The organism is Cobetia sp. Dlab-2-AX (genome assembly GCF_024124625.1).
Taxonomy (GTDB): domain Bacteria; phylum Pseudomonadota; class Gammaproteobacteria; order Pseudomonadales; family Halomonadaceae; genus Cobetia.
The window spans coordinates 188072-208589 of the sequence record NZ_JAMXRV010000008.1; the positions used below are offsets into that span (position 1 = coordinate 188072).

General features: G+C 60.4%; 7 protein-coding genes. 3 read left to right on the forward strand and 4 right to left on the reverse strand.

Annotated features, from left to right (window positions below; translation table 11 throughout):
• Positions 1–94: 94 nt before the first annotated feature.
• The 3 genes from NH396_RS13960 to NH396_RS13970 all read right to left on the reverse strand — a co-directional run bounded on the left by NH396_RS13960 (position 95) and on the right by NH396_RS13970 (position 3078).
• Entirely contained in the window at positions 95–859 is a 765-nt protein-coding gene (locus NH396_RS13960) for a YiiX/YebB-like N1pC/P60 family cysteine hydrolase (protein ID WP_253064510.1), read from the reverse strand.
• A gap of 87 nt (positions 860–946) precedes the next feature.
• On the reverse strand, positions 947–2053 hold the full coding sequence (locus NH396_RS13965; RefSeq protein ID WP_253064511.1) for an endonuclease/exonuclease/phosphatase family protein: 1107 nt from the start codon (positions 2051–2053) through the stop codon (positions 947–949).
• Positions 2054–2148: 95 nt separating this feature from the next.
• A complete protein-coding gene (locus NH396_RS13970; protein WP_253064512.1) occupies positions 2149–3078 on the reverse strand; it encodes an EamA family transporter in 930 nt (309 codons plus the stop codon).
• 381 nt (positions 3079–3459) lie between these two features.
• Here NH396_RS13970 and NH396_RS13975 point away from each other — a divergent pair, with 381 nt between their 5' ends.
• Entirely contained in the window at positions 3460–4326 is an 867-nt protein-coding gene (locus tag NH396_RS13975; RefSeq protein WP_253064513.1) for a cation diffusion facilitator family transporter, read from the forward strand.
• 183 nt (positions 4327–4509) lie between these two features.
• On the opposite strand, the gene NH396_RS13980 is transcribed toward NH396_RS13975, so the two are convergent.
• Positions 4510–5892 carry an NAD-dependent succinate-semialdehyde dehydrogenase gene (locus tag NH396_RS13980; RefSeq protein WP_253064514.1) on the reverse strand — a complete coding sequence of 461 codons (1383 nt, stop codon included), beginning with the start codon at positions 5890–5892 and terminating at the stop codon, positions 4510–4512.
• A 362-nt stretch (positions 5893–6254) separates the two neighbouring features.
• On the opposite strand from NH396_RS13980, the gene NH396_RS13985 reads away from it, so the two are divergent.
• Together NH396_RS13985 and NH396_RS13990 are read left to right on the forward strand one after the other, a co-directional pair.
• Entirely contained in the window at positions 6255–6695 is a 441-nt protein-coding gene (locus NH396_RS13985; RefSeq protein WP_253064515.1) for a low molecular weight phosphotyrosine protein phosphatase, read from the forward strand.
• Positions 6696–6977: 282 nt separating this feature from the next.
• Positions 6978–20518, forward strand: a 13541-nt coding sequence (locus NH396_RS13990; RefSeq protein ID WP_253064516.1) for a VCBS domain-containing protein, incomplete at its 3' end; no start/stop codon positions are given.

Genomic DNA, 20518 nt, shown 5'->3' on the forward strand with positions numbered 1-20518 from the left:
AGTGTCAAAGGGCGGCAGGCGGCGCAGTCGGCACAGCAGAACTGATGCCCAGGTGCCGGCCAGCAAGGCCGCGGATGGCGCGCAGCATACCAGATCAGGCGGGCGGTTCGCTCCACTGCAGGCGATGGGGATCGAATCCGGCGCACAGGGTCGGCTTGATGATGTCGAAGTAGGGCGAGATATCGAAGTCGCAGGGCGCAAACAGGCTGTGATGGCGGATATGCAGCAACTCCTGATAGCAGTGCAGGCATGCCGGGTCGCTGGAGGGCAGGACGTCACTGTCTGGCAGGATGGGGTAGCGCACGGCCTGGAAGGCTTCGGCGATCAGCGACGAGCAGATCGCACGGGTCGGGTCGCCGCTGCCCAGTGCCAGCATGCGGCGCCGATAGCGGCTTGGCACCGGTGGCGTGCGAATCAGATAGCGAGCCAGATCGACGATGTTGCGCAGGTCGTATTGATGGCCCAGCCGCGCCTCGGCGTGGGCGATCAATGCGCTGATCTCCTCCTCCGTGAGCCCGACCGGGCGGCAGATACGCGTGTGCTGATGCCAGTAATGGTTGAGGGGGACGCGGCGCACCCCGGCGCTGACGTCCGCTTCCAGCAGGCAGTCGCCCCTGGCCGGACGTCCTCTGCTGTCCAGCGGCGTGCGCACGCAGAGCGCGGCGTGAGACCAGGTCGACTGGGTGAGGTAGCGAATGGCGGTGCTGATACGCGAGGAGCCCTCGACCAGCAGGACATCGCCGCGCCGCAGGGTGGCAGCCAGCTTTTCCGGTGATGACGTGGCGCGATGCGCCGGCAGCTTGCCCGGCGCCGTGAGATGACGCGCCAGCCGCGTGCCCAGCCAGTCGAGTCCTCGCATGCCTGCCTCCCGTATGGCTCAACCCTCATCAGCCAGTCTGGGACCTTTTGGAGAATTCAGCCAAATGCCATCTCAGGCATGTCGCGCTCAGCGACCTGGCTTCGGCACGTCCTGCTGACTGACATTCTCGTCACTGGCGGTCTCGCTGGCCTCGGCCTGGTCGTCGGCGTCCGGTTCCGGGGCATCGAGCGTCTCGCCGGTGTCCTGGGCGGGCGTCAGCGCCAGTTCGGTGAGCAGCGGGAAGTGGTCGGAGCCGAAGGCTTCCATGCGCGCCACGCGCACCACACTGAAGTGCTCGCTATGGAAGAGGTGATCCAGCGGCCAGCGCAGCAGGGGAATGTTGGCATGGAAGGTGTTGAACATGCCGCGGCCCACGCGGGGGTCCAGCAGGCCGGACAGCTTGCGGAACAGGCGCGTGGTGCGAGACCAGGCCACGTCGTTGAGGTCACCGGTGACGATCACCGGTTGCTGGCTGTCGGCGACGCTGCGCGCCACGATGATCAGTTCGGCATCCCGCTCGGATGACTCGTCATTCTCGGTCGGACTGGGCGGCGCCGGGTGCAGGAAGTGCACCCGCACGCGATCACCGCTGGCCAGCTCCAGTTGCGCATGCATCGACGGCACATCCTCTTCGACCAGGTAGTCGATGCTGGCGTCATGCAGTGGCAGGCGTGAATAGACATGCATGCCGTAGAGGTTGTCCAGCGGGCATTTGAGGCTGTGCGTATAGCCGTATTGCTCGCTATCTGCCTCGAGCACGTCGAGCCGCTGCTGCCACCAGTCATCGGATTCCAGCGTCACCAGCACGTCGGGCTGTTCGCGTTCGACGATGGCCAGCAGCTTGTCACTGTCGTGGTTGCTGGTCAGGACATTGGCGGTGAGCAGGCGGACCTGACGCTGCCGGTCGTGCTGTCTGGTGCGCGCGGACTCGCAAGGGAAGAGGCGGGTATAGGGCACGATCCAGTGTGCCTGATAGACAAGCCCGGCCACGGCGATCACGGCCAGTGACACCCTGAGCCCGGAGGCAAGCTGGGGTACCGCGAGGTCGGCGATCAACAACATCGCCCACAATGCAGCCAGCTGCAGACGGGGGAAATCCATGATGCGCACCGACCAATGGCGAATACGCGTCAGTGGCAGCAGGGTGAAGGCTGCCATCAGCAGCGTCAGTACGCCGAGTAGTGTGGGGATCATGGTGGCTCCGATGGCAGAGAATGGGGCGGGAAGTCGAACGCTCAAGCGTCAGACATGGTGGCGACATGCCTGACACTCAAGTCAGGACGCTGTTCTCACGAGGCAGCCCGCCGCTGACGCCACAGGCGTGAGATCCATTGCCAGCGATTGATCAACAGGGCGGTAAAGATGAGGCCGCAACCGGTCATCTGGATCAGGGTCATGCGCTCACCGAACCAGGCAGCCGACATCAGGGCGGCCCAGACCGCTTCCAGCATCAGGATGACCGAGGCGTGACTGGGGGTGGTCAGGCCCTGTGCGTAGATCTGCAGGAAGAAGCGCAGGGTGCTGGCGATCAGGGTACTGGCCAGGAACCAGCTCAGGATGTCGAGACTGATGCCGGCGGGCCAGCTCTCGCTGAGCGCCGAGAGTATCAGGCAGGTGACGCCGGTGGTCATCAGCTGGATGGCCGTCAGCGGCAGGGCCGGGATATTGCGCACCAGGCGTGAATTGAAGTTGAACACCAGTGCGAACAGGCAGGCGGCGCCGAAGATGAGCCATTGAGCGGGCTCGATGGTGAAGCCATCGGTCGCGCCGGGCTGGCCCATGCCGAGCAGGGCGAAGCCGAGCAGGGCGGTGGGTAGTGCGATCCAGGTGCTCAGCGGCGGTCTGTCCTTGAACAGCAGTCGTGCGAGTACCGGCACCATCAGGATGCCGAAGCTGTTGATGAAGGCGATCACGCCCAGCTGATCAGACAGTGCGACCCCTAGCGACCAGCAGGCCATGGCGCCCCCGAACAGGACACCGACGCCGCTGGCGCGCAGCTTGCGCGCGGTGGACAGCTGGCCCAGTGAGCGCGCATCGAAGATGGCCAGAATGAGCCCCGCAAGCAGGAAGCGACTGCCGATGAACAGCAGAGGGGGCATGCCGGCCATCGCCTCCTTGGAGAATATCCAGCCGGCGGCGGCGATGATGGTGACCAGCAGGAGCAGCAGATCGGCCTTGAGGGGCGAGCGGGAGGGGGTGGTCTCGGAGGAGAGGCTCATGGGGAGGGCAGGAATCCTTTATTCGTTGCTTCGCAAGTGATAACTATCCTATCAAGCTGGCGCAGTGGCTGCTGGCCTTTATCGGAACGCGAAAATCCGCCAATGCGTCTTGAAAGCCGCGCGACTTTCGATGTTACGCTGCGCATCATGCAGACACGTTTCTTTTTTCATTAGATGGCCGGAGGTTGAATGGCATCGACACCGCAAGATGAGGTTCGCGATCCCTCGCATGAGCCTTCCGGGCAGCACGCTCACGATCATTCTCATGGCTCTGACCCTTCAGGCAGGCACTCGCATGGCCATTCACACGGCCACTCATATGAACATTCACACGGCCATTCGCACGATCATCATGGGCACCACCATGATCATGCGCCTGAGGTGACCGCCGACAGCGAGCGACGCGTCAAGCTGGCGATGTATCTGACGGGCGGCTTCATGCTGGCGGAGGTGGTCGGCGGGCTGGTCGCGGGCTCACTGGCCCTCTTGGCGGATGCCGGGCACATGCTCAGTGATACCGTGTCGCTGGCATTGGCCTGGGGCGCGTTTCGCCTCGGGCATCGGGCGGCGACCCGCAAGCTGACCTTCGGCTATGCACGCTTTCAGGTGCTGGCCGCGTTCGTCAATGGCCTGACTCTGCTGGTGATCGGGGCGGCGATCGTGGTGGCCGCCATCAAGCGGCTCTGGCTGCCCTCCGAAGTACTGGCGGGACCGATGCTGGCCATCGCCGTGCTCGGACTTGTCGTCAATATCGTGGCATTTCGTATCCTGCATCAGGGCGATCAGGACAACCTCAATCTGCGCGGCGCGGTACTGCACGTAATGGGGGACCTGCTCGGCTCGGTGGCGGCCATCGTCGCCTCGCTGATCATCATGACTACCGGCTGGAATCAGGCTGACCCGCTGTTGTCAGTGCTCGCGGCGGTGCTGATATTGCGCGGCGCCTGGTCGTTGGTGAAACGCTCGGCGCATACCTTGCTGGAAGGAACGCCGGAGCAGCTCGATCACGCCGATATTCAGGCGGGCGTTCTGGCGCTTGAGGGCGTGGAGAGCGTACATGACCTGCATCTCTGGGGGCTGACGCCTCAGTCGCCGATTGCCAGTCTGCATGTCGTCGTCGCCGCCACCAGTGTGCCCGGTGATGTGCTGGAACGGGTTCAGGATTATCTGCGCGACGGCCATGACATCTCGCACGTCACGGTTCAGCTGGAAGGTGAGGCATGTCGGCAGGGCTGCGTGACGCGCTGACTTGATGGGCGCTCAGCGCGATGGTTGAGGAAGGGGAGTATCGCAAGGCAAGGCATGCGAATGCCTGACGCAAAACGCCCCGCTGAAAAGCGGGGCGTTGTTGATTGCAGCCATGGGCTGCCTGACTTCGCGACATCAATGCCTCAAAAGCTCAGTGCTCAGGGGCATCGACGATGTGTCACATCAGTGCTCAGCGACATAGACGGTGCGGATGTTCATGAAGGCACCGAAACCATATTCGCTCTGCTCACGGCCATAGCCACTGCCTTTGACGCCACCGAAGGGCAGTTGGGCGAAGGGCGTGGTCGGGCGGTTGACGAAGCTCATGCCAGCCTGGAGCTGACGAGAGACGCGTTCACCTCGTTCGTCGTCCTTGGCCACCACGGTGCTGCCCAGGCCATAGGGGCAGTCGTTGGCAAGCTCGATGGCATGCGCTTCGTTGTCGGCGACCACCACGGAGGCGACCGGGCCGAACAGCTCTTCATTGAAGGCCGGATTGCCTTGGGTGACGTTGGTCAGCACCGTCGGCGGATACCAGGCGCCGTCGCGATCCGGAATCTCACCACCGCATTCAAGCTTGGCACCTGCCTTGATGGCGCGCTGGACTTGGTCATGCAAGTCATCGCGCAGGTCCTTGCGAGACATCGGGCCAATATCTACCCCTTCGCTCATCGGGTCGTCCATGCGCATGTCCTTGACCTTCTCGATCAGGCGCTTGGAGAAGTCCTCGGCGAGGGACTTGTCGACGATCAGGCGCTTGGATGCGGCGCAGCTCTGGCCGGTATTGTCGAAACGCCCGGCGATGGCGAGATCCACCGCACGCTCGATGTCGGCATCATCCAGCACGATCAGCGGATCGATACCGCCCAGCTCCAACACGCTTGGCTTGAGCGCCGCGCCTGCCTGTTCGGCGACCTTGCGACCCGCCTCTTCACTGCCGGTCAGGGTGACGCCCTGGACGACAGGGTCATTGATAATGTCTTCGATCATCTCCGAGCCCACCGGCAACCAGGTGAAGATACCCTCTTCAAAGTCGGCCTTGTGGAATAGCTTAGTGATCAGGTCGGCGCAGCCCGGGACATTGGAGGCGTGCTTCATCAGACAGACATTGCCGCCCGCCAGGGCCGGAGCCGCGAAGCGGATGACCTGATAGAGCGGATAGTTCCACGGCATCACGCCCAGGACGGCGCCGATGGGGTCCTTGACGATCTTGGCACGCACGGCACCGTCGACTTCACGCTGCTCGGTTTCCATCAGCTTGGGCAGATTGTCGGCATAGAAGCGCGCGATGCTGGAGGAAATCTGCGTCTCGCTGATGCCCTGATCATAGGGCTTGCCCATCTCATGAGCGATCTGCGTGGCGATCTCCTTCTGATGCTCATCGATCAAGTCCGCCAGAACGGTGAGGCGTTGCGCACGATCCTGCACGGTGGTCTGACTGAAGCTCGAGTACGCCTTGCGCGTCTGCTCCAGTTTCTGCTGAACCTCTTCCTTGCTCAGCGTGGCGTATTCCTTGAGAACCTTGTCATTGGCCGGATTGGACGCGGTCAGTGTCTTGTTGCTCATCTTGCCTCCCTAGTGGGTGCTGGTTCAGCAAGTGACTGAATGGGGATCGCAAGGGACCGGGATCGCCACTTTAGCCAGTCACTTCATTGGCTACACCACGGGACTTGGCGATATTGCCTGAGGTCTTCAAGGGGTAGGGGGCTATTGCGTCGGGTCACCTCAGTGTTGCCATATGAGCACGCTGCTGGCCCTTGAAAAGCCAGAGGTGTCATCAGTGCTCGATCGAGAATCGGCCAAATGTGATCCTGCCGAACAGACTGCCAGCATGCGACAATGGGCGTCTGACGTCCGTGCGGGGCCAAGCTTGCCGCGTGCCGGACCATCAACATGGGTGCAAGCGTTACAAGGAAGAGGAAGTCAGCGTGTTCAACAATATTCTGGTGGTGTGTACCGGCAATATCTGTCGCAGCCCGGTCGGCGAGTCACTGTTGAAGCAGTCGTTGCCTGGCAAGACAGTGCACTCGGCGGGCGTGGGCGCGCTGGTCGATCACCCGGTCGAACCCACGGCAGCACGCTTCGCCGTCGAATCGGGGCTCGAGGTGGGTGAGCATCGTGCGCGCCAGGTGTCGGTCGAGATGCTGAAGGCGGCGGACCTGATTCTGGTGATGAGTGATGGTCATCGTCGTGCCATCAATCAGATGGCGCCCCAGGTCAGTGGCAAGACGATGCTGTTCGGCCGCTGGCTGGCGGGCGGCCAGGGAGAAGAGATTCCCGATCCCTATCGCAAGAGCGAGGAGGCCTTCCGCCACGCACACCAGAAGCTGGTGGAAGCGGCTGCCTTGTGGGTAGGTAAACTCAAATAACGCTCATGTCGGTGTGGGGGTAGTCTCATCACCAACAGGTATAAGAATTTTGGAGGCCAACTGTTGAGCAGTTGGTCTCTTTTTTTGGATATTCTCATCATTTAGGTATTAGTAATGTATTAGGTCTTCTTCTAAATATCTGAATATTCTATGATCCAAAGATAATCCTTGAGCGTTAGGTGGGGATGGCGTGGGTCTTTGTAAAAAATTGATCTCGCGCATGCTGTATTGTATCTTTTTCGTAACCATCGGTTTCACTATAATTACATTGGTGCTCCCCCCATGCGCGAACTCGATCTTCAGGCCCTTGAGCCCCGTCTGCTGTTGGATGCCGCTGCTGCCGTGACCATTGCCGAGGGTGCCGACAGCAACGGTGACAAGGTGTCGGCCACCGATACTGGTGCTTCGCTGTCGGGCACCGAAGATACGCAATTCTCGCTTTCGAGCCTGAGTGTTACAGATAGTGGCAACGTGGATGACGAGGGCAACGCTACGGATCAGTACTCGCTGACACTGAATCTGGATCAGGCAGCCGCCGATGCCGGGGCGGAGTTCAGTAGCGGCGGCAGCAGCGCGACCCTGACGGGCACAGCCCAGGAGATCACCGATCAGCTCGCCGGTCTCGTGGTCACCCCGGGTGACGATTACACCGACGATATCACCTTGAGCCTGAGCCTCACCGAAACCACGGACGGGGTGGTGGATACCGACCGAGGCAGCCTCGATTTCGTCGCCACTCTGACGCCTGTCAACGATGACCCGGTGTTCGGGGACAGCGGCGCGACGGTCACCGAGGCGGGAACCTTCACCTTCTCCATTGAAGCCTTGGGTCTGAGTGATCCGGATGTCGACAGTGGCGAGCAGGATACCGACCAGCTGATCATCGAGATCGACAGCCTGCCGACGGGGGGGGCGCTGACGTTCAATGGATCTCCGGTGGCAATTGGCTCGAGTTTCGATGCAGACCAGCTCAGCAGGCTGGTCTATACCCATGACGGCAGCGATGTGGCCGTTGGAGACAGTGACAGCTTCTCCATCACGGTGGTGGATGGCGCGGGTGGTGAGGCCTCCAATACCCTCAATATCGAGCTGATTCCTGACAACGCCGCGCCAACCATCACAGGCGAACCGCAGCAGTTCGAGGGCGAAAATGCTCGGCTTGGCCTGAGCTACACCGATGAAGAGTCCGGGCATGCCGATGCGGCGGCCAATGCAACGGTGGAAATCACGGATCTGGGCAATCTCTCGGAGCGTGGCACCCTCTATCTGGATCTCAATCAGGACGGTATCGCAGACACAGATGAGATCATCGATATCGATAGCCTTGATCAGGGTAGTTACGCCACCTTTACTGCCGATCAGCTGGAACTGCTGTCCTTCGCCCATGATGGGGACGAGCCGATTATCGATGACTTGCCCAGTTTCACCATCAAGGTGACTGACGCCGGCGGTGGCGAAGGGGCGGGCAATGAGCTTTCCAGTGAACGTACCGTCGAGATCAACATTCTCGAGAACAATGATGACCCGACGCTGACGCCCACTACTGATGTGCTGGACGCTACTGATGGGGCGGTGCTGATTGATGCATCTGCCCTGAACGCGATAGACCCGGACAGCACCGATGATCAGCTGAGCTACAAGATCGACACCTTGCCGAGCTTTGGTGAGATCCAGATTCTCAATGGGACTGACTGGGTCAAGCTGCCGGTGGGTGGCACCTTCTCGCAGGCGCAGGTCACGGCGGGCGAGGTTCGCTATCAACAGACCCTCGTGGATGGCACTGGTGGCACGGCGGACGACTTCACCTTCACGTTGGTGGATTCCGAATTCAAGGCATTTGAAGAGGCAGGAGACGCAGGGACCTGGGGCGGCGCGGATTCACCGACCGTCGGTACGCTGAATTTCCTGATTGACAATGTGGCCGGTGGCCCCGGGGAGCAGCAACAGGAAACCATCTACGCCGAGAAGGTGAACAATACCGGCGTCATCGTGAGCGAAAGTACGGCCGATCCTGCTTCCACCTCGTTGGTCATCACCGACGATATGCTCAAATATGGCGCCGAGCTGGACGGTTACGTGCTGCCTGCGACCCAGATCGTCTATACCGTGACGAACATACCAACCAACGGGACGCTATTCCTGGATGGTCAGGCGATTTCCGATTTCGGAAGCTTCACCCAAGAAGATATCGATAACGGACTGGTCACCTTCCTGCACGATGGCAGCGAAGATCATGAGTCCAGCTTCACGTTTACCATCCTGCCGACGGACATCGACAAGGATCCCGACACGCTCGATCCCATCACCGATGTCTTCACCATCGACGCAACACCCGTCAATGATGCTCCTGTCGCAGGTAATTCCAGTGTCGGTCTGCTCGAGAAGACCGATACGACCGACGGCATCGTTCGAATCACCAATCTGGTAATGTCGGATGTGGATGGCAGTCTGGAGAATCTGGGCGGCGAGGGGGAAAGTGATGACCTCTGGTTCCAGATCACCAGCACCGAGCTGAGCGGTGGGTCACTCGAAGTCTGGGATGGCGACAGCTGGGAGGCAGCCTCCACCGATGTCTGGTACTCCCAGGCGATTCTGACCGCGCAGGCGGATGGTCAGACGGGGGGATTGCGGTACGTTCACGACGGTGGTGAAAGTGTCGACTCCCTGAACGATAGTTTCACTTTCATCGTGCGCGATGATCTGACAGCGCCGTCAGATCCCTTCGCGACGAATTCTTCCACTCCGGTAGACAATGGGAACGATACCAGTGTCGTCTCCAATGTCGGCAACGTCTCAATTCAAGTCACGCCCTTCAATGATGCCCCTCTGATTCCGCTGACCTCCGATGCTGCGGATCAGACGGTCATTGATGCCCTGGATCAGTCGTCCACTTCCGCCAACGATGTGCTCACTCTTGGGGAAGGGGAAACAGCAGTCATCGACAATAGCCTATTGCAGGCCGTGGACAGCGACAACACCACGCGTCAGTCGACCTTCGTGATCAAGAGCCTGCCGGAGAACGGCACTCTGACGGTGAATGGCAAGGTGCTTCGCGTCGGTAGCTCCTTCACCCAGGCTGATATCGACAGTGGGGCACTGTCCTATGAGCATGATGGCGGGGAAATCCACTCTGATGCTTTCACCTTTACTGTCAGTGATGGTCCGCTGACGACCGACGTTGCGACGTTCAGCATTGATATCACCCCGTTGGATGATTCGCCGGAAATCACGGCAACCCAGCCAGAAGACAGACTGATCCCGGCTTCCACAGCACTTTCAGCATTGGACCTTGGTGATGCCTTTGTCATTGGTGATGTCGATATTCTGGATCTCGATTCCAGTTCGGGGATTGATGTTGGCGAAACGGATAGCATCAAGGTTTCGCTCTCACTCCAGGATGAAGATGGAGTCATTGTTCCATTTACTACCGCTGTACTGACGGCTCTGCCGAGTGGGACAGATTCCACGGTCACCACTGATGCCGATACCCTGGTAATTGAAGGTACCTTGTCGGCTGTTCAGGCATCCCTGGAAACGCTGAGTGTCCAGATGGTTCTGGATCCTGTCACTGGCGAAGCAGACCCTGACGCTCGCTGGAGCCTCGAGGCTGTCGTGGATGATCGCCTCTCTGATGGCACCTTGAATGGTGGCGATGCCAATCAGGATGGCGAGGCAATCGGTGTAGATTTCAATACCGCGACGGCAAGCATAGAACTGTGGGCGTCGACCGAGAACGACGCCCCAGTTGTGACGCTGCCGGATGCGAGCCAACTTGTCGTAACGGAAGATGGCGGCTATCAGGATATCGGTACCATCACCGTGACGGATGCCGATAGCTTCGATACCGATATTACCGTCGTACTGAACGTTCCTAATGGCACGCTGCAGATCACCGATGCTGGTGACGCGAACATCACTGGCAGCGGTACTGACTCCATTACCATGGTGGGCACCCAGGATGAGCTTGCCACCGCCTTGGCCAGCGTCCAGTACCAGCCGGATGCCAATGACAATGGTGCCGTCGAGCTGACCATCACGGCGACGGATACTGACTTGCACGGGCCCGATACCGCCATTGAAACGGTCGTGAAGGAAGACATCACCGTGACAGCAGTCAATGACCAGCCGGTCTTGACGGTGCCCGGCACGACCTTCGTGATCAATAACAACGGCTCCCAGACAATTGCCATTACTGGTGTAGAAGTCTCGGATGCCAATGATGTTGGCCAGAGTGTCTATCAGGATGTACAGACCATCACGGTCAGTGTTGATGGCGGTGGTGCTGCCGGTACTCTGAGCATGGTGGGTGCCACCGCCAGTAATGGTGATACGCAAGTCACGCTGACAGGCACCCTGGCGCAGATCAATGCTGCTCTGGGAACACTCGAGTTTACCGCGACAAATGTTGATGCCGATGATACGGCCACGCTGAATATCGTATTCAATGATGAGGCCAATGGTGATCAGGCATTCGATGTTCTGACAGCCCTGACTGCGACTGCAGCTGTCAATATCAACATCTCTGCGGCCAACGATGCACCTACTATTTCGGCAGCCACCGGCACTACCACGCTGGTCGAAGATGGCAGTCTCACGCTGTCAGCGCTCGGGGTGACGCTTGATGATGCCGATGATTTCGGAGCCAATAATCTGTCGCTGACGCTGACGGTGGATCACGGCACCTTCAGCAATGGCACTAACACCATCACCTTCACGGGTACCGTTGCATCGCTCCAGGCCTCACTGGATAGCGAGGTCTATACCCCTGCAGCCGAGTTCTATGGTGAAGATACCCTCAGCATCGTTTTCAATGATGCCGGCAATACCGGCCAGGGCGGTGCAGAGGAGGCGACCAGTAATATCACTCTCACGGTCACCCCGGTCAATGACCGTCCGCTTGCCGCCGGCACAGCGGAAACAGTGGCCTCCGTTGCCGAAGACACCGCGGCAGTGGATATCGCCGGCACGGAACTTTATACGCTGCTGGTCGATCAGTACGATGACACCACCGATGATCAGACCGATGAGAATGGCAATACCGCTGCTACTACCGAGACTGATCTCACCTATGTTGCCATTGTCGGGAATACGTCTACCGACGCGCAAGGGGAGTGGGAGTACAGCACTGACGGTGGTAGTACCTGGGAGCAGATTCCCGGCAATCTGCGTAACAATAATGCCCTCATTCTGCCTGCTGATGCCGACATTCGCTTCGTGCCTGCCGACGACTTCAATGGTGTGCCTGGCGCTCTGACCGTTCGTCTGGGGGATGGCAGCGCAGCACTGGTTGCCAGTACCAATGCCAATGATCTTCGTAATCTGAATCAAACTGCCAATGGTGACCGCGATCTGACGACTGGCGTCTGGTCAAGCCGCACCATTGCCATCAATACCAGCATCACTGCCGTCAATGATGCCCCGACCACACCTGATGAAAGCGTCACGCTGGCTGCCATCGATGAGGATGACACTGACCCGGCAGGTGCTACTGTCGCGGACCTGGTCGGCGTCAACTTCGATGACGCCTCCGCTGATGATCAGGCCCAGGAGGCTGTTTCGGGGGGCAGTTCTGCCAATGCACTGGCAGGCATCGCGATCACCTCCAATCCCTCTGATGACACAGAGGGGACCTGGCAATACTCCACCGATGGCGGTGATACCTGGATCGACGTCCCCGATGATGTCAGTGACAGCAATGCGCTGGTGCTTTCGACGACTGACTCAGTGCGCTTCCTGCCGGCTGAAGATTTCAATGGTACTCCCACAGGCCTGACCTACGTCGTGGCCGACGATAGCAGCGGTGCGGTGACGTCCGGTGACAGCGTGGATGTTTCCACCTTCGACGAGACGGGTATCTGGTCCAGTATCGACGATGCCGACACCATCAGCACTACCGTCAATGCGATCAATGATGCACCGGTACTCTCCGGCAGCACGGCGCCGCAAGCCTTTGCCATCTCTATCGTGGAGAACACAGGTGCCGGTACCGGCAGTTCCGAGGTGGCCTTGGTATCAGGCGCGTCTCTTTCGGATGTCGATACCGCCCTGGTCGGTGACAACTTCGGTGGTGGCACCATCACGGTTTCCATCGATGCCGCGACGGCTGCCGATGTGTTTGCCGTCGATGACTCTCTGGCGGGCTTCGCCGGTGCTTCTCTTGCTGACGGGACCCTGACGGTGACGCTGAGCTCCGGCGCAACGGCGGCTCAGGTCTCGGCGCTGATTGACTCGCTGACCTATCAGAACACCAGCGATGACCCGGACACCGATACGCGTGCATACACCGTAGTCGTCAATGACGGCAACAACGACAGTCTGGCCGAAATCGATGGTGTCGGGCTGGATAGCAATGTCCTGACCGGCTATCTGCAAGTCGTGGATACCAATGACGACCCTGTCGCGAATGATGATGCCGATTCGACCGACGAAGGCGTCGAGCTGACCACCGCTGACACCCCAAATCTGCTCGACAATGACACCGACCTGGATACGCCTGCCAGCGAGTTCACCATCACTCAGGTGAATGGCAATGCTGGCGGAGTTGGCTCAGCTGTCTCGGGCAGTGAGGGCGGTTCCTTCACGGTCAATGCCGATGGTACCTGGAGTTTTGATCCGGGCGCTGATTTCGACGGCCTCACCGATGGTGAGAGCGCGGTCACCACCATTACCTACCAGGTCAGTGATGGCGAGGGAGGCGTCTCGACCGCCACTGTCAGCGTGACCGTCAATGGTGTCGATGACACCCCGACGCTGACTCCTGACACCGGTAATGTCATCGAAGATACCAATGTCACCTCCGGTAACCTGACTACCAGCGGTACGCTTGATGCGGGCACTGGCGGCGACACCGGGGAAGACAAGTTCACGCCTGAGACAGTGTCGGGCGCCTATGGCGACCTGACAGTCGATGCTGATGGCAACTGGTCCTACAGTGCCGACAATACCCAGGCTGTCATCCAGCAGCTCAATCAGGGCGCCACGCTGACGGATACCCTGACCGTGACCAATGCGGATGGTGTCACCCAAACCGCCGTCAGCATCACCATTACCGGTGTCAATGATGCACCGGTCGCTGTCGCGGATACTGGCACGACTGCAGAAAACGCCGATCTGAGCGTCGCGGCTGCGGATGGCGTACTGGCCAATGACACGGATATCGACACCGGCTCCACCAGCACCGTCAGTCAGGTGGCTGGTGATACCTCAGGCGTTGGGGCAGCGGTCGCCATGGCAGGGGGCGGTACTGTCACCATTGCCGCGGATGGCAGCTATGTCTTCGCGCCGGGGACTGACTTCGATTATCTCGCCGAGGGCGCGTCTGCCACCACCACCGTTGCCTATACGGTCATTGATGACAATGGCGCTGAGTCGAGCAATACGCTGACGATTACCGTGACCGGCACCAATGATGCGCCGACCGTGGTGGAGATCCAGGCGGCTCAGGACAGCGTCGACGGTCAGGCCATCACGCCCTTTGATGTGGTGGACCTGTTCGCGGATGCCGATGACGGTGCGGTGCTGACCTACTCGGCAACGGACCTGCCGGATGGGCTGAGCATCGACCCGAATACTGGTGTGATCAGTGGCACGCTGACCAGTGATGCCTCCCAGGGCGGTAGCGGGGGCGTTCACACTGTCACGCTGACGGCGACGGATGAGAACAATGCGTCCGTGACCACGACATTCACGTGGACCGTGGCCAATGTGGACCCCGTCGCGCAGGACAATAGCGACGCTATCTCTGAGGGTCTTGCCACTGATTCCGTCAGCACGGCCGACGGCAATGTCATTTCTGATGCAGGTACCGACAGCGATGGGGGCAATGACAACGATGCCATCGTCGTCAGCGGTGTCGGGGTGGGCGCCAACCAGGGCACGGACGAGGCAGCCGGTACGCCGGTTGCAGGTAGCTACGGCAGCGTGACCATCGCCGAGGATGGCAGCTATACCTATACGCTCGATAACACCGATCCCGTCATTCAGGCACTGGATGTCGGCGACAGTCTCACCGACACCTTCACTTACGAGATTTCCGATGGCCAGGGTGGCACCGATACAGCGCTGCTGACGATCACCATCAATGGCACCAACGATGCTCCGGTCGCGACCGATGATGCCTCAACCACCGATGAAGACACTGAGCTGGCCACGGCCGACACGACCAATGTGCTGGACAATGACATTGATGTGGACGCTGACTCCGCGCGTGTCGTCAGTCAGGTCAATGGCAGTGGTGCGAATGTCGGTCAGCCGGTAGCCGGTAGTGAGGGTGGTGATTTCATCCTGAATGCTGACGGCAGCTGGAGCTTCGATCCCAGCGGCGATTTCGAAGCGCTGAAGGCCGGCGAAAGCGCTGTCACCACCCTGACATATCAGGTCAGCGATGGCCTGGGCGGTGTCTCCACCGCCACGGTCAGCGTGACCATCAATGGCGTTGACGATGTGCCGACCCTGACACCGGCCACCGGCGACGTCACGGAAGACACTGCGGTCAATAATGAGGGAGACCTCGTGGCTACCGGCACTCTGGCGGCAGGGGCCGGCGGTGATGCAGGTGAAGACAAGTTCACCGCCGCTACCCTCACCGGGGTGTACGGCGAGCTGACGGTCGATGCTGATGGTAATTGGGCCTATAGCGCAGACAATGCACAGGATGCCGTGCAGCAGCTCAACCAGGGCGTTGAGCTGGCCGATACCTTCACGGTCACCAACGCCGATGGCGTGACCACCACGACGGTCACTATCACCCTCACTGGCGTGAACGATGCGCCGGTGGCCGAAGCGGATGCCGGTACCACGGCTGAAAATGCCAACCTGGTGGTGGACGCCGTCGAGGGTGTGCTCAGCAATGACACCGATATCGATACAGGCTCCACAAGCGTCGTCAGTCAGGTAGCGGGCTCCGCCGCCGGGGTGGATGCCGCGGTCGACATGACTGGGGGCGGCAGCATCACCATCGCCGAGGATGGCAGCTATATCTTCGCGCCGGGGACCGATTTCGACACCCTGGCTGTCGGCGAGAGCGCCACCACCACCATCGCCTACACGGTTCAGGATGATAACGGTGCCGAATCCAGCAGCACCTTGACCATCACCGTGACTGGCACCAATGACGCCCCGACCGTCGTCGCGACCCAGGGTGACCAGGCCCATGAAGATGGCGAGGCGATCACCGAATTCTCGGTGGCCGACCTGTTCGAGGATGTCGATAACGGTGCCGAGCTCACCTACACCGCCGCACAGTTGCCAGACGGCCTGAGCCTGGACCCGCAGACGGGTGTCATCAGCGGCACCTTGAGCAGCGATGCCTCTCAGGGCGGGACTGAGGGTGATGGGGTACATACTGTCGTGCTCACTGCAGACGATGGCAACGGCGGGGTGATCACCACATCCTTCACCTGGACCGTGGCCAACGTGGTGCCGGTGGCAGAGGACAACAGCGATTCTCTCGATGAAGGCGTGGCAGACACCAGCGTCAGCCAGGCTCAGGGCAATGTGATCAATGATGCCGGCACGGACAGTGATGGCGGCAACGACAACGATGACATCGTCGTCAGCGGTGTCGGTTTCGGCGAGAACGTCGCCACGGGGTCTGCAGCTGATTCCGAGGTGTCCGGCACCTATGGCGCCGTCGTGATCGAAGCGGACGGCAGCTACACCTACACGCTGGACAACAGCAACGCAGCGGTTCAGGCGCTGGATATCGGCGACAGTCTGGTCGAGACCTTCACCTACGAGATCTCCGATGGCCAGGGTGGCGCTGCGACTGCTCTGCTGACACTCACCATCAACGGCACCAATGATGCCCCGGTATTGGTGGACAACGCTCAACCCGTCGAGCAGAACGATGCGGATGGCGATGCAGTGACGCCGGTGGATGTCTCCACCGCCTTCGCGGATGTCGATGGCGATGCCGTGCTGACCTATAGCGCAGCGAACCTACCCGACGGCCTGACAATCGATCCGGAAACAGGTGTGATCAGCGGAACGCTGACCAGCGATGCCTCCCAGGGCGGCACCGATGGCGCACATGCCGTGACCGTCACGGCGACCGACGATCAGAACGCGACCGTCACCACCACCTTCGTGTGGAATGTGAGCAACGTGGCACCGGTGGCGCAGGACAACATCGCGAGTGTGTCGGAAGGGCTCGATACCTCAAGCACCAGCGCGACGGAGGGCAATGTCCTGACTGACGCGGCACTGGATGACAGTGTCGATGCAGACGGAGGCAATGATACCGATACCCTGAGTGTCAGCGGTGTCGGGGCGGGCCAGACCGTGGTGAACGCGGCGACAACTGCCGAGGGCACCTATGGCACCATCTCACTCGATAGTGTCGGCGATTACGACTACACCCTCGATAACACCAATCCGGATGTTCAGGCACTGGCAGTGGGGGAAAGCGTCACCGAGACCTTCACCTACGCGATTTCCGATGGCCAGGGAGGTTCGGATACCGCCGAACTGACCATCACCATCAACGGGACCAACGATGCGCCGGCCATCACGATTGCGACCGGTGACAGCATCAGCGCCGCGCTTTCAGAGTCAGATAGCGGCTTGAGCGCGAATGGCACCCTGACGGTCACCGATGTCGATACCTCCGACAGCGTGACGCCCACGGTCGAGGCGGTGGTCGCCGACGGTGACGTCAATGGCCTGTCGGATGCCGCTCTGCTTGCGATGTTCAGCGTGGATGGTGGCGCCATCATCGACGGCACTGCCAACGATGGCACCCTGAATTGGGGCTTCGACAGCAGTGCGCTTCCCGAAGCCTTTGATCATCTCGAGCAGGGGGAAGTGCTGACCCTGACGTATCAGGTCGCTGTCGCGGATGGCAACGGCGGCACCGACACTCAGGACATCACGCTGACCATTACCGGCACCAATGATGCGCCGGTGTTGGTCGCAGGCGCTCAGCCGCAAGATCAGTCTGACAATGACGGCGATGCGATCACGCCGTTCAGCGTCGCGGATGCCTTCGCTGACGTTGATAACGAGGCGGTGTTGAGCTTTGCCGCTGACAATCTGCCCCCGGGCTTGGTGATCGATGCCGACACCGGCGAGATCAGCGGCACCCTGTCACCGGATGCCTCCATCGGCGGAGACGACGGTGTCTATACCGTCACCCTGACGGCCACGGATGAAAACGGTGCCGAGGTCACGACGACCTTCACCTGGAGCGTGGCCAACGTCGACCCGCAAGCCGAGAACGATGCTGCCTTCGTGACGGAAGGACTTGATGCCGGTGACAGCAGTGACGTCAGTGGCAATGTCCTTGCCGCTGCGGGAGCCGGTGTCAATGACCAGGCAGACAGTGATGGCGGCAATGACTCGGATGCGCTTGTCGTCAGTGGCTTGGCCTTCGGGGCGGTCCCGAGTGCCTTCACCGCCGCCGGCAGCGACGTCGAGGGCAATTATGGCGCCGTCACCATCAATGAAGATGGCACCTATACCTATGCCCTGAACAATGCCCACGAAGATGTCCAGGCATTGGCAGAGGGTGAGGTACTCAGCGAAACCTTCACCTACCAGATCTCCGATGGTCAGGGCGGCACGGATACCGCACTGCTCACCGTTACCATCAATGGCAGCAATGATGCTCCGGTCATCGCGATTGAAGGCGATGACAGCGCGGCCGAATCGCTGACCGAGACTGACGACACGCTTGCCACCTCTGGCACGCTGTCCGTCAGCGATCTGGATACCACCGACGAAGTGACGCCGAGCGTCACCGCAGTGAACGCCACTGGTGACACCGATGGCTTGAGCAATGCCGAGCTGCTGGGCATGCTCTCCGTCAATGCTGATGCGATCATTGCCAACACCGAGAATGATGGCACCCTGAACTGGGCCTTTGATAGTTCCAGCGTCGAGGGTGAAGCCTTCGATCATCTGGCAGTGGGCGAAAGCCTGGTGCTCGACTACACCGTGGTCGTCACCGACAGCCAGGGCGCCACTGCCGAGCAGGTCGTCTCGATCACCATCAACGGCACCAACGATGCTCCTGTCATAGCCGTTGAAGGCGACGACAGCGACAGCGCCGACCTGACCGAGACCAACGCACCGTTGTCCGCCGACGGCACCCTGTCCGTCAGTGATCTCGACACCACCGATGTTGTCACTCCGAGCGTCACGGCTGTCGCTGCTGATGGTGACACCGACGGTCTGAGTAATGCTGAGCTGCTGAGCATGCTGAGTGTGGATGCCGATGCGATCATCGCCAATACCGAGAACGACGGCACTCTGAACTGGGCATTCGACAGCGCGAACCTGCCGGAAGCGTTTGATCATCTGGCGCAGGATGAGACGCTGGTGCTGGATTACACCGTGCAGGTGACCGACAGTCAGGGAGAGACGGCGGAGCAGGTGGTGACCATCACCATCACCGGCACCAATGATGCACCGGTACTGGTTGCCGGCGAGCAGCCCGCCGATCAGACCGACAATGATGGCGACCCCATCACGCCTTTCAGCGTCGCGGATGCCTTCACGGACATCGACAATGATGCCGTGCTGAGTTTCTCGGCTGACAACCTGCCGGACGGGATCGAGATCGATCCGACCAGCGGTGAAATCAGTGGCACCTTGTCGCCGGATGCCTCCATCGGCGGTGACAACGATGACGGCACCTACACCGTCATCCTGACCGCGACCGACGAGAATGGGGCCTCTGTCACCACGTCCTTCACCTGGACCGTGGCCAACGTCGCGCCCGAGGCCTTCGACAACGTGGCGGATCTTGAAGAAGGTGTCGCCACCGGCGATACCAGCACTGCCACAGGCAATGTCCTCGATGATGCGCAACCGGATGCCGACACCGATGGCGGCAATGACAGCGATGCACTGATTGTCAGTGGTATCGGTGCTGGCACCAACGCCGGTACGGCAAGTGCGGTCGATAGTGACGTGACCGGTACCTATGGCAGCATCACCGTCGCGGAAGATGGCAGCTACACCTACACCCTGGACAACACCAATCCTGACGTTCAGGCACTGGCTGTCGGGGAAAGCCTCAACGAGACCTTTACCTATCAGGTCTCCGATGGGCAGGGTGGTGTCGACACGGCACTGCTCACCATCACCATCAACGGCACCAATGACGCGCCGGTCATCGCCATCGAAGGCGACGATAGCGCGGCGGAGTCGCTGACCGAGAGCGACGACACGCTTGCGACCTCCGGCACGCTGTCCGTCAGCGATCTGGACACCACTGACGACGTCACGCCGAGTGTCACCGCGGTGAACGCCACTGGTGACACCGATGGCCTGAGCAATGCCGAGCTGCTGGGCATGCTCTCCGTCGATGCCGACGCCATCATCGATGGCGCCAACAACGACGGCACCCTGAACTGGACCTTCGATAGTTCCAGCGTCGAGGGTGAAGCCTTCGATCATCTGGCAGTGGGCGAAAGCCTAGTGCTCGACTACACCGTGGTCGTCACCGACAGCCAGGGCGCGACCGCCGAGCAGGTCGTCCAGATCACCATCAACGGCACCAACGATGCACCGGTCATCGCCATCGAGGGCGACGACAGCGCGGCGGAGTCGCTGACCGAGACCGACGACACGCTTGTGACCTCCGGCACGCTGTCCGTCAGCGATCTGGACACCACCGACGAAGTCACGCCGAGCGTCACCGTGGTGACCGCTGACGGTGATGTCGATGGCCTGACCAACGAGCAGCTGTTGAGCATGCTCTCCGTCGATGCCGACGCCATCATCGATGGTGCCAACAACGACGGCACCCTGAACTGGACCTTCGATAGTTCCAGCGTCGAGGGTGAAGCCTTCGATCATCTGGCCGTGGGCGAAAGCCT

Bases quoted from the DNA above. Each gene is read 5' to 3' on its own strand.
- NH396_RS13980 (WP_253064514.1), bottom strand. From the start codon at position 5,892: ATGAGCAACAAGACACTGACCGCGTCCAATCCGGCCAATGACAAGGTT.
- NH396_RS13960 (WP_253064510.1), bottom strand. From the start codon at position 859: ATGCGAGGACTCGACTGGCTGGGCACGCGGCTGGCGCGTCATCTCACG.
- NH396_RS13965 (WP_253064511.1), bottom strand. From the start codon at position 2,053: ATGATCCCCACACTACTCGGCGTACTGACGCTGCTGATGGCAGCCTTC.
- NH396_RS13970 (WP_253064512.1), bottom strand. From the start codon at position 3,078: ATGAGCCTCTCCTCCGAGACCACCCCCTCCCGCTCGCCCCTCAAGGCC.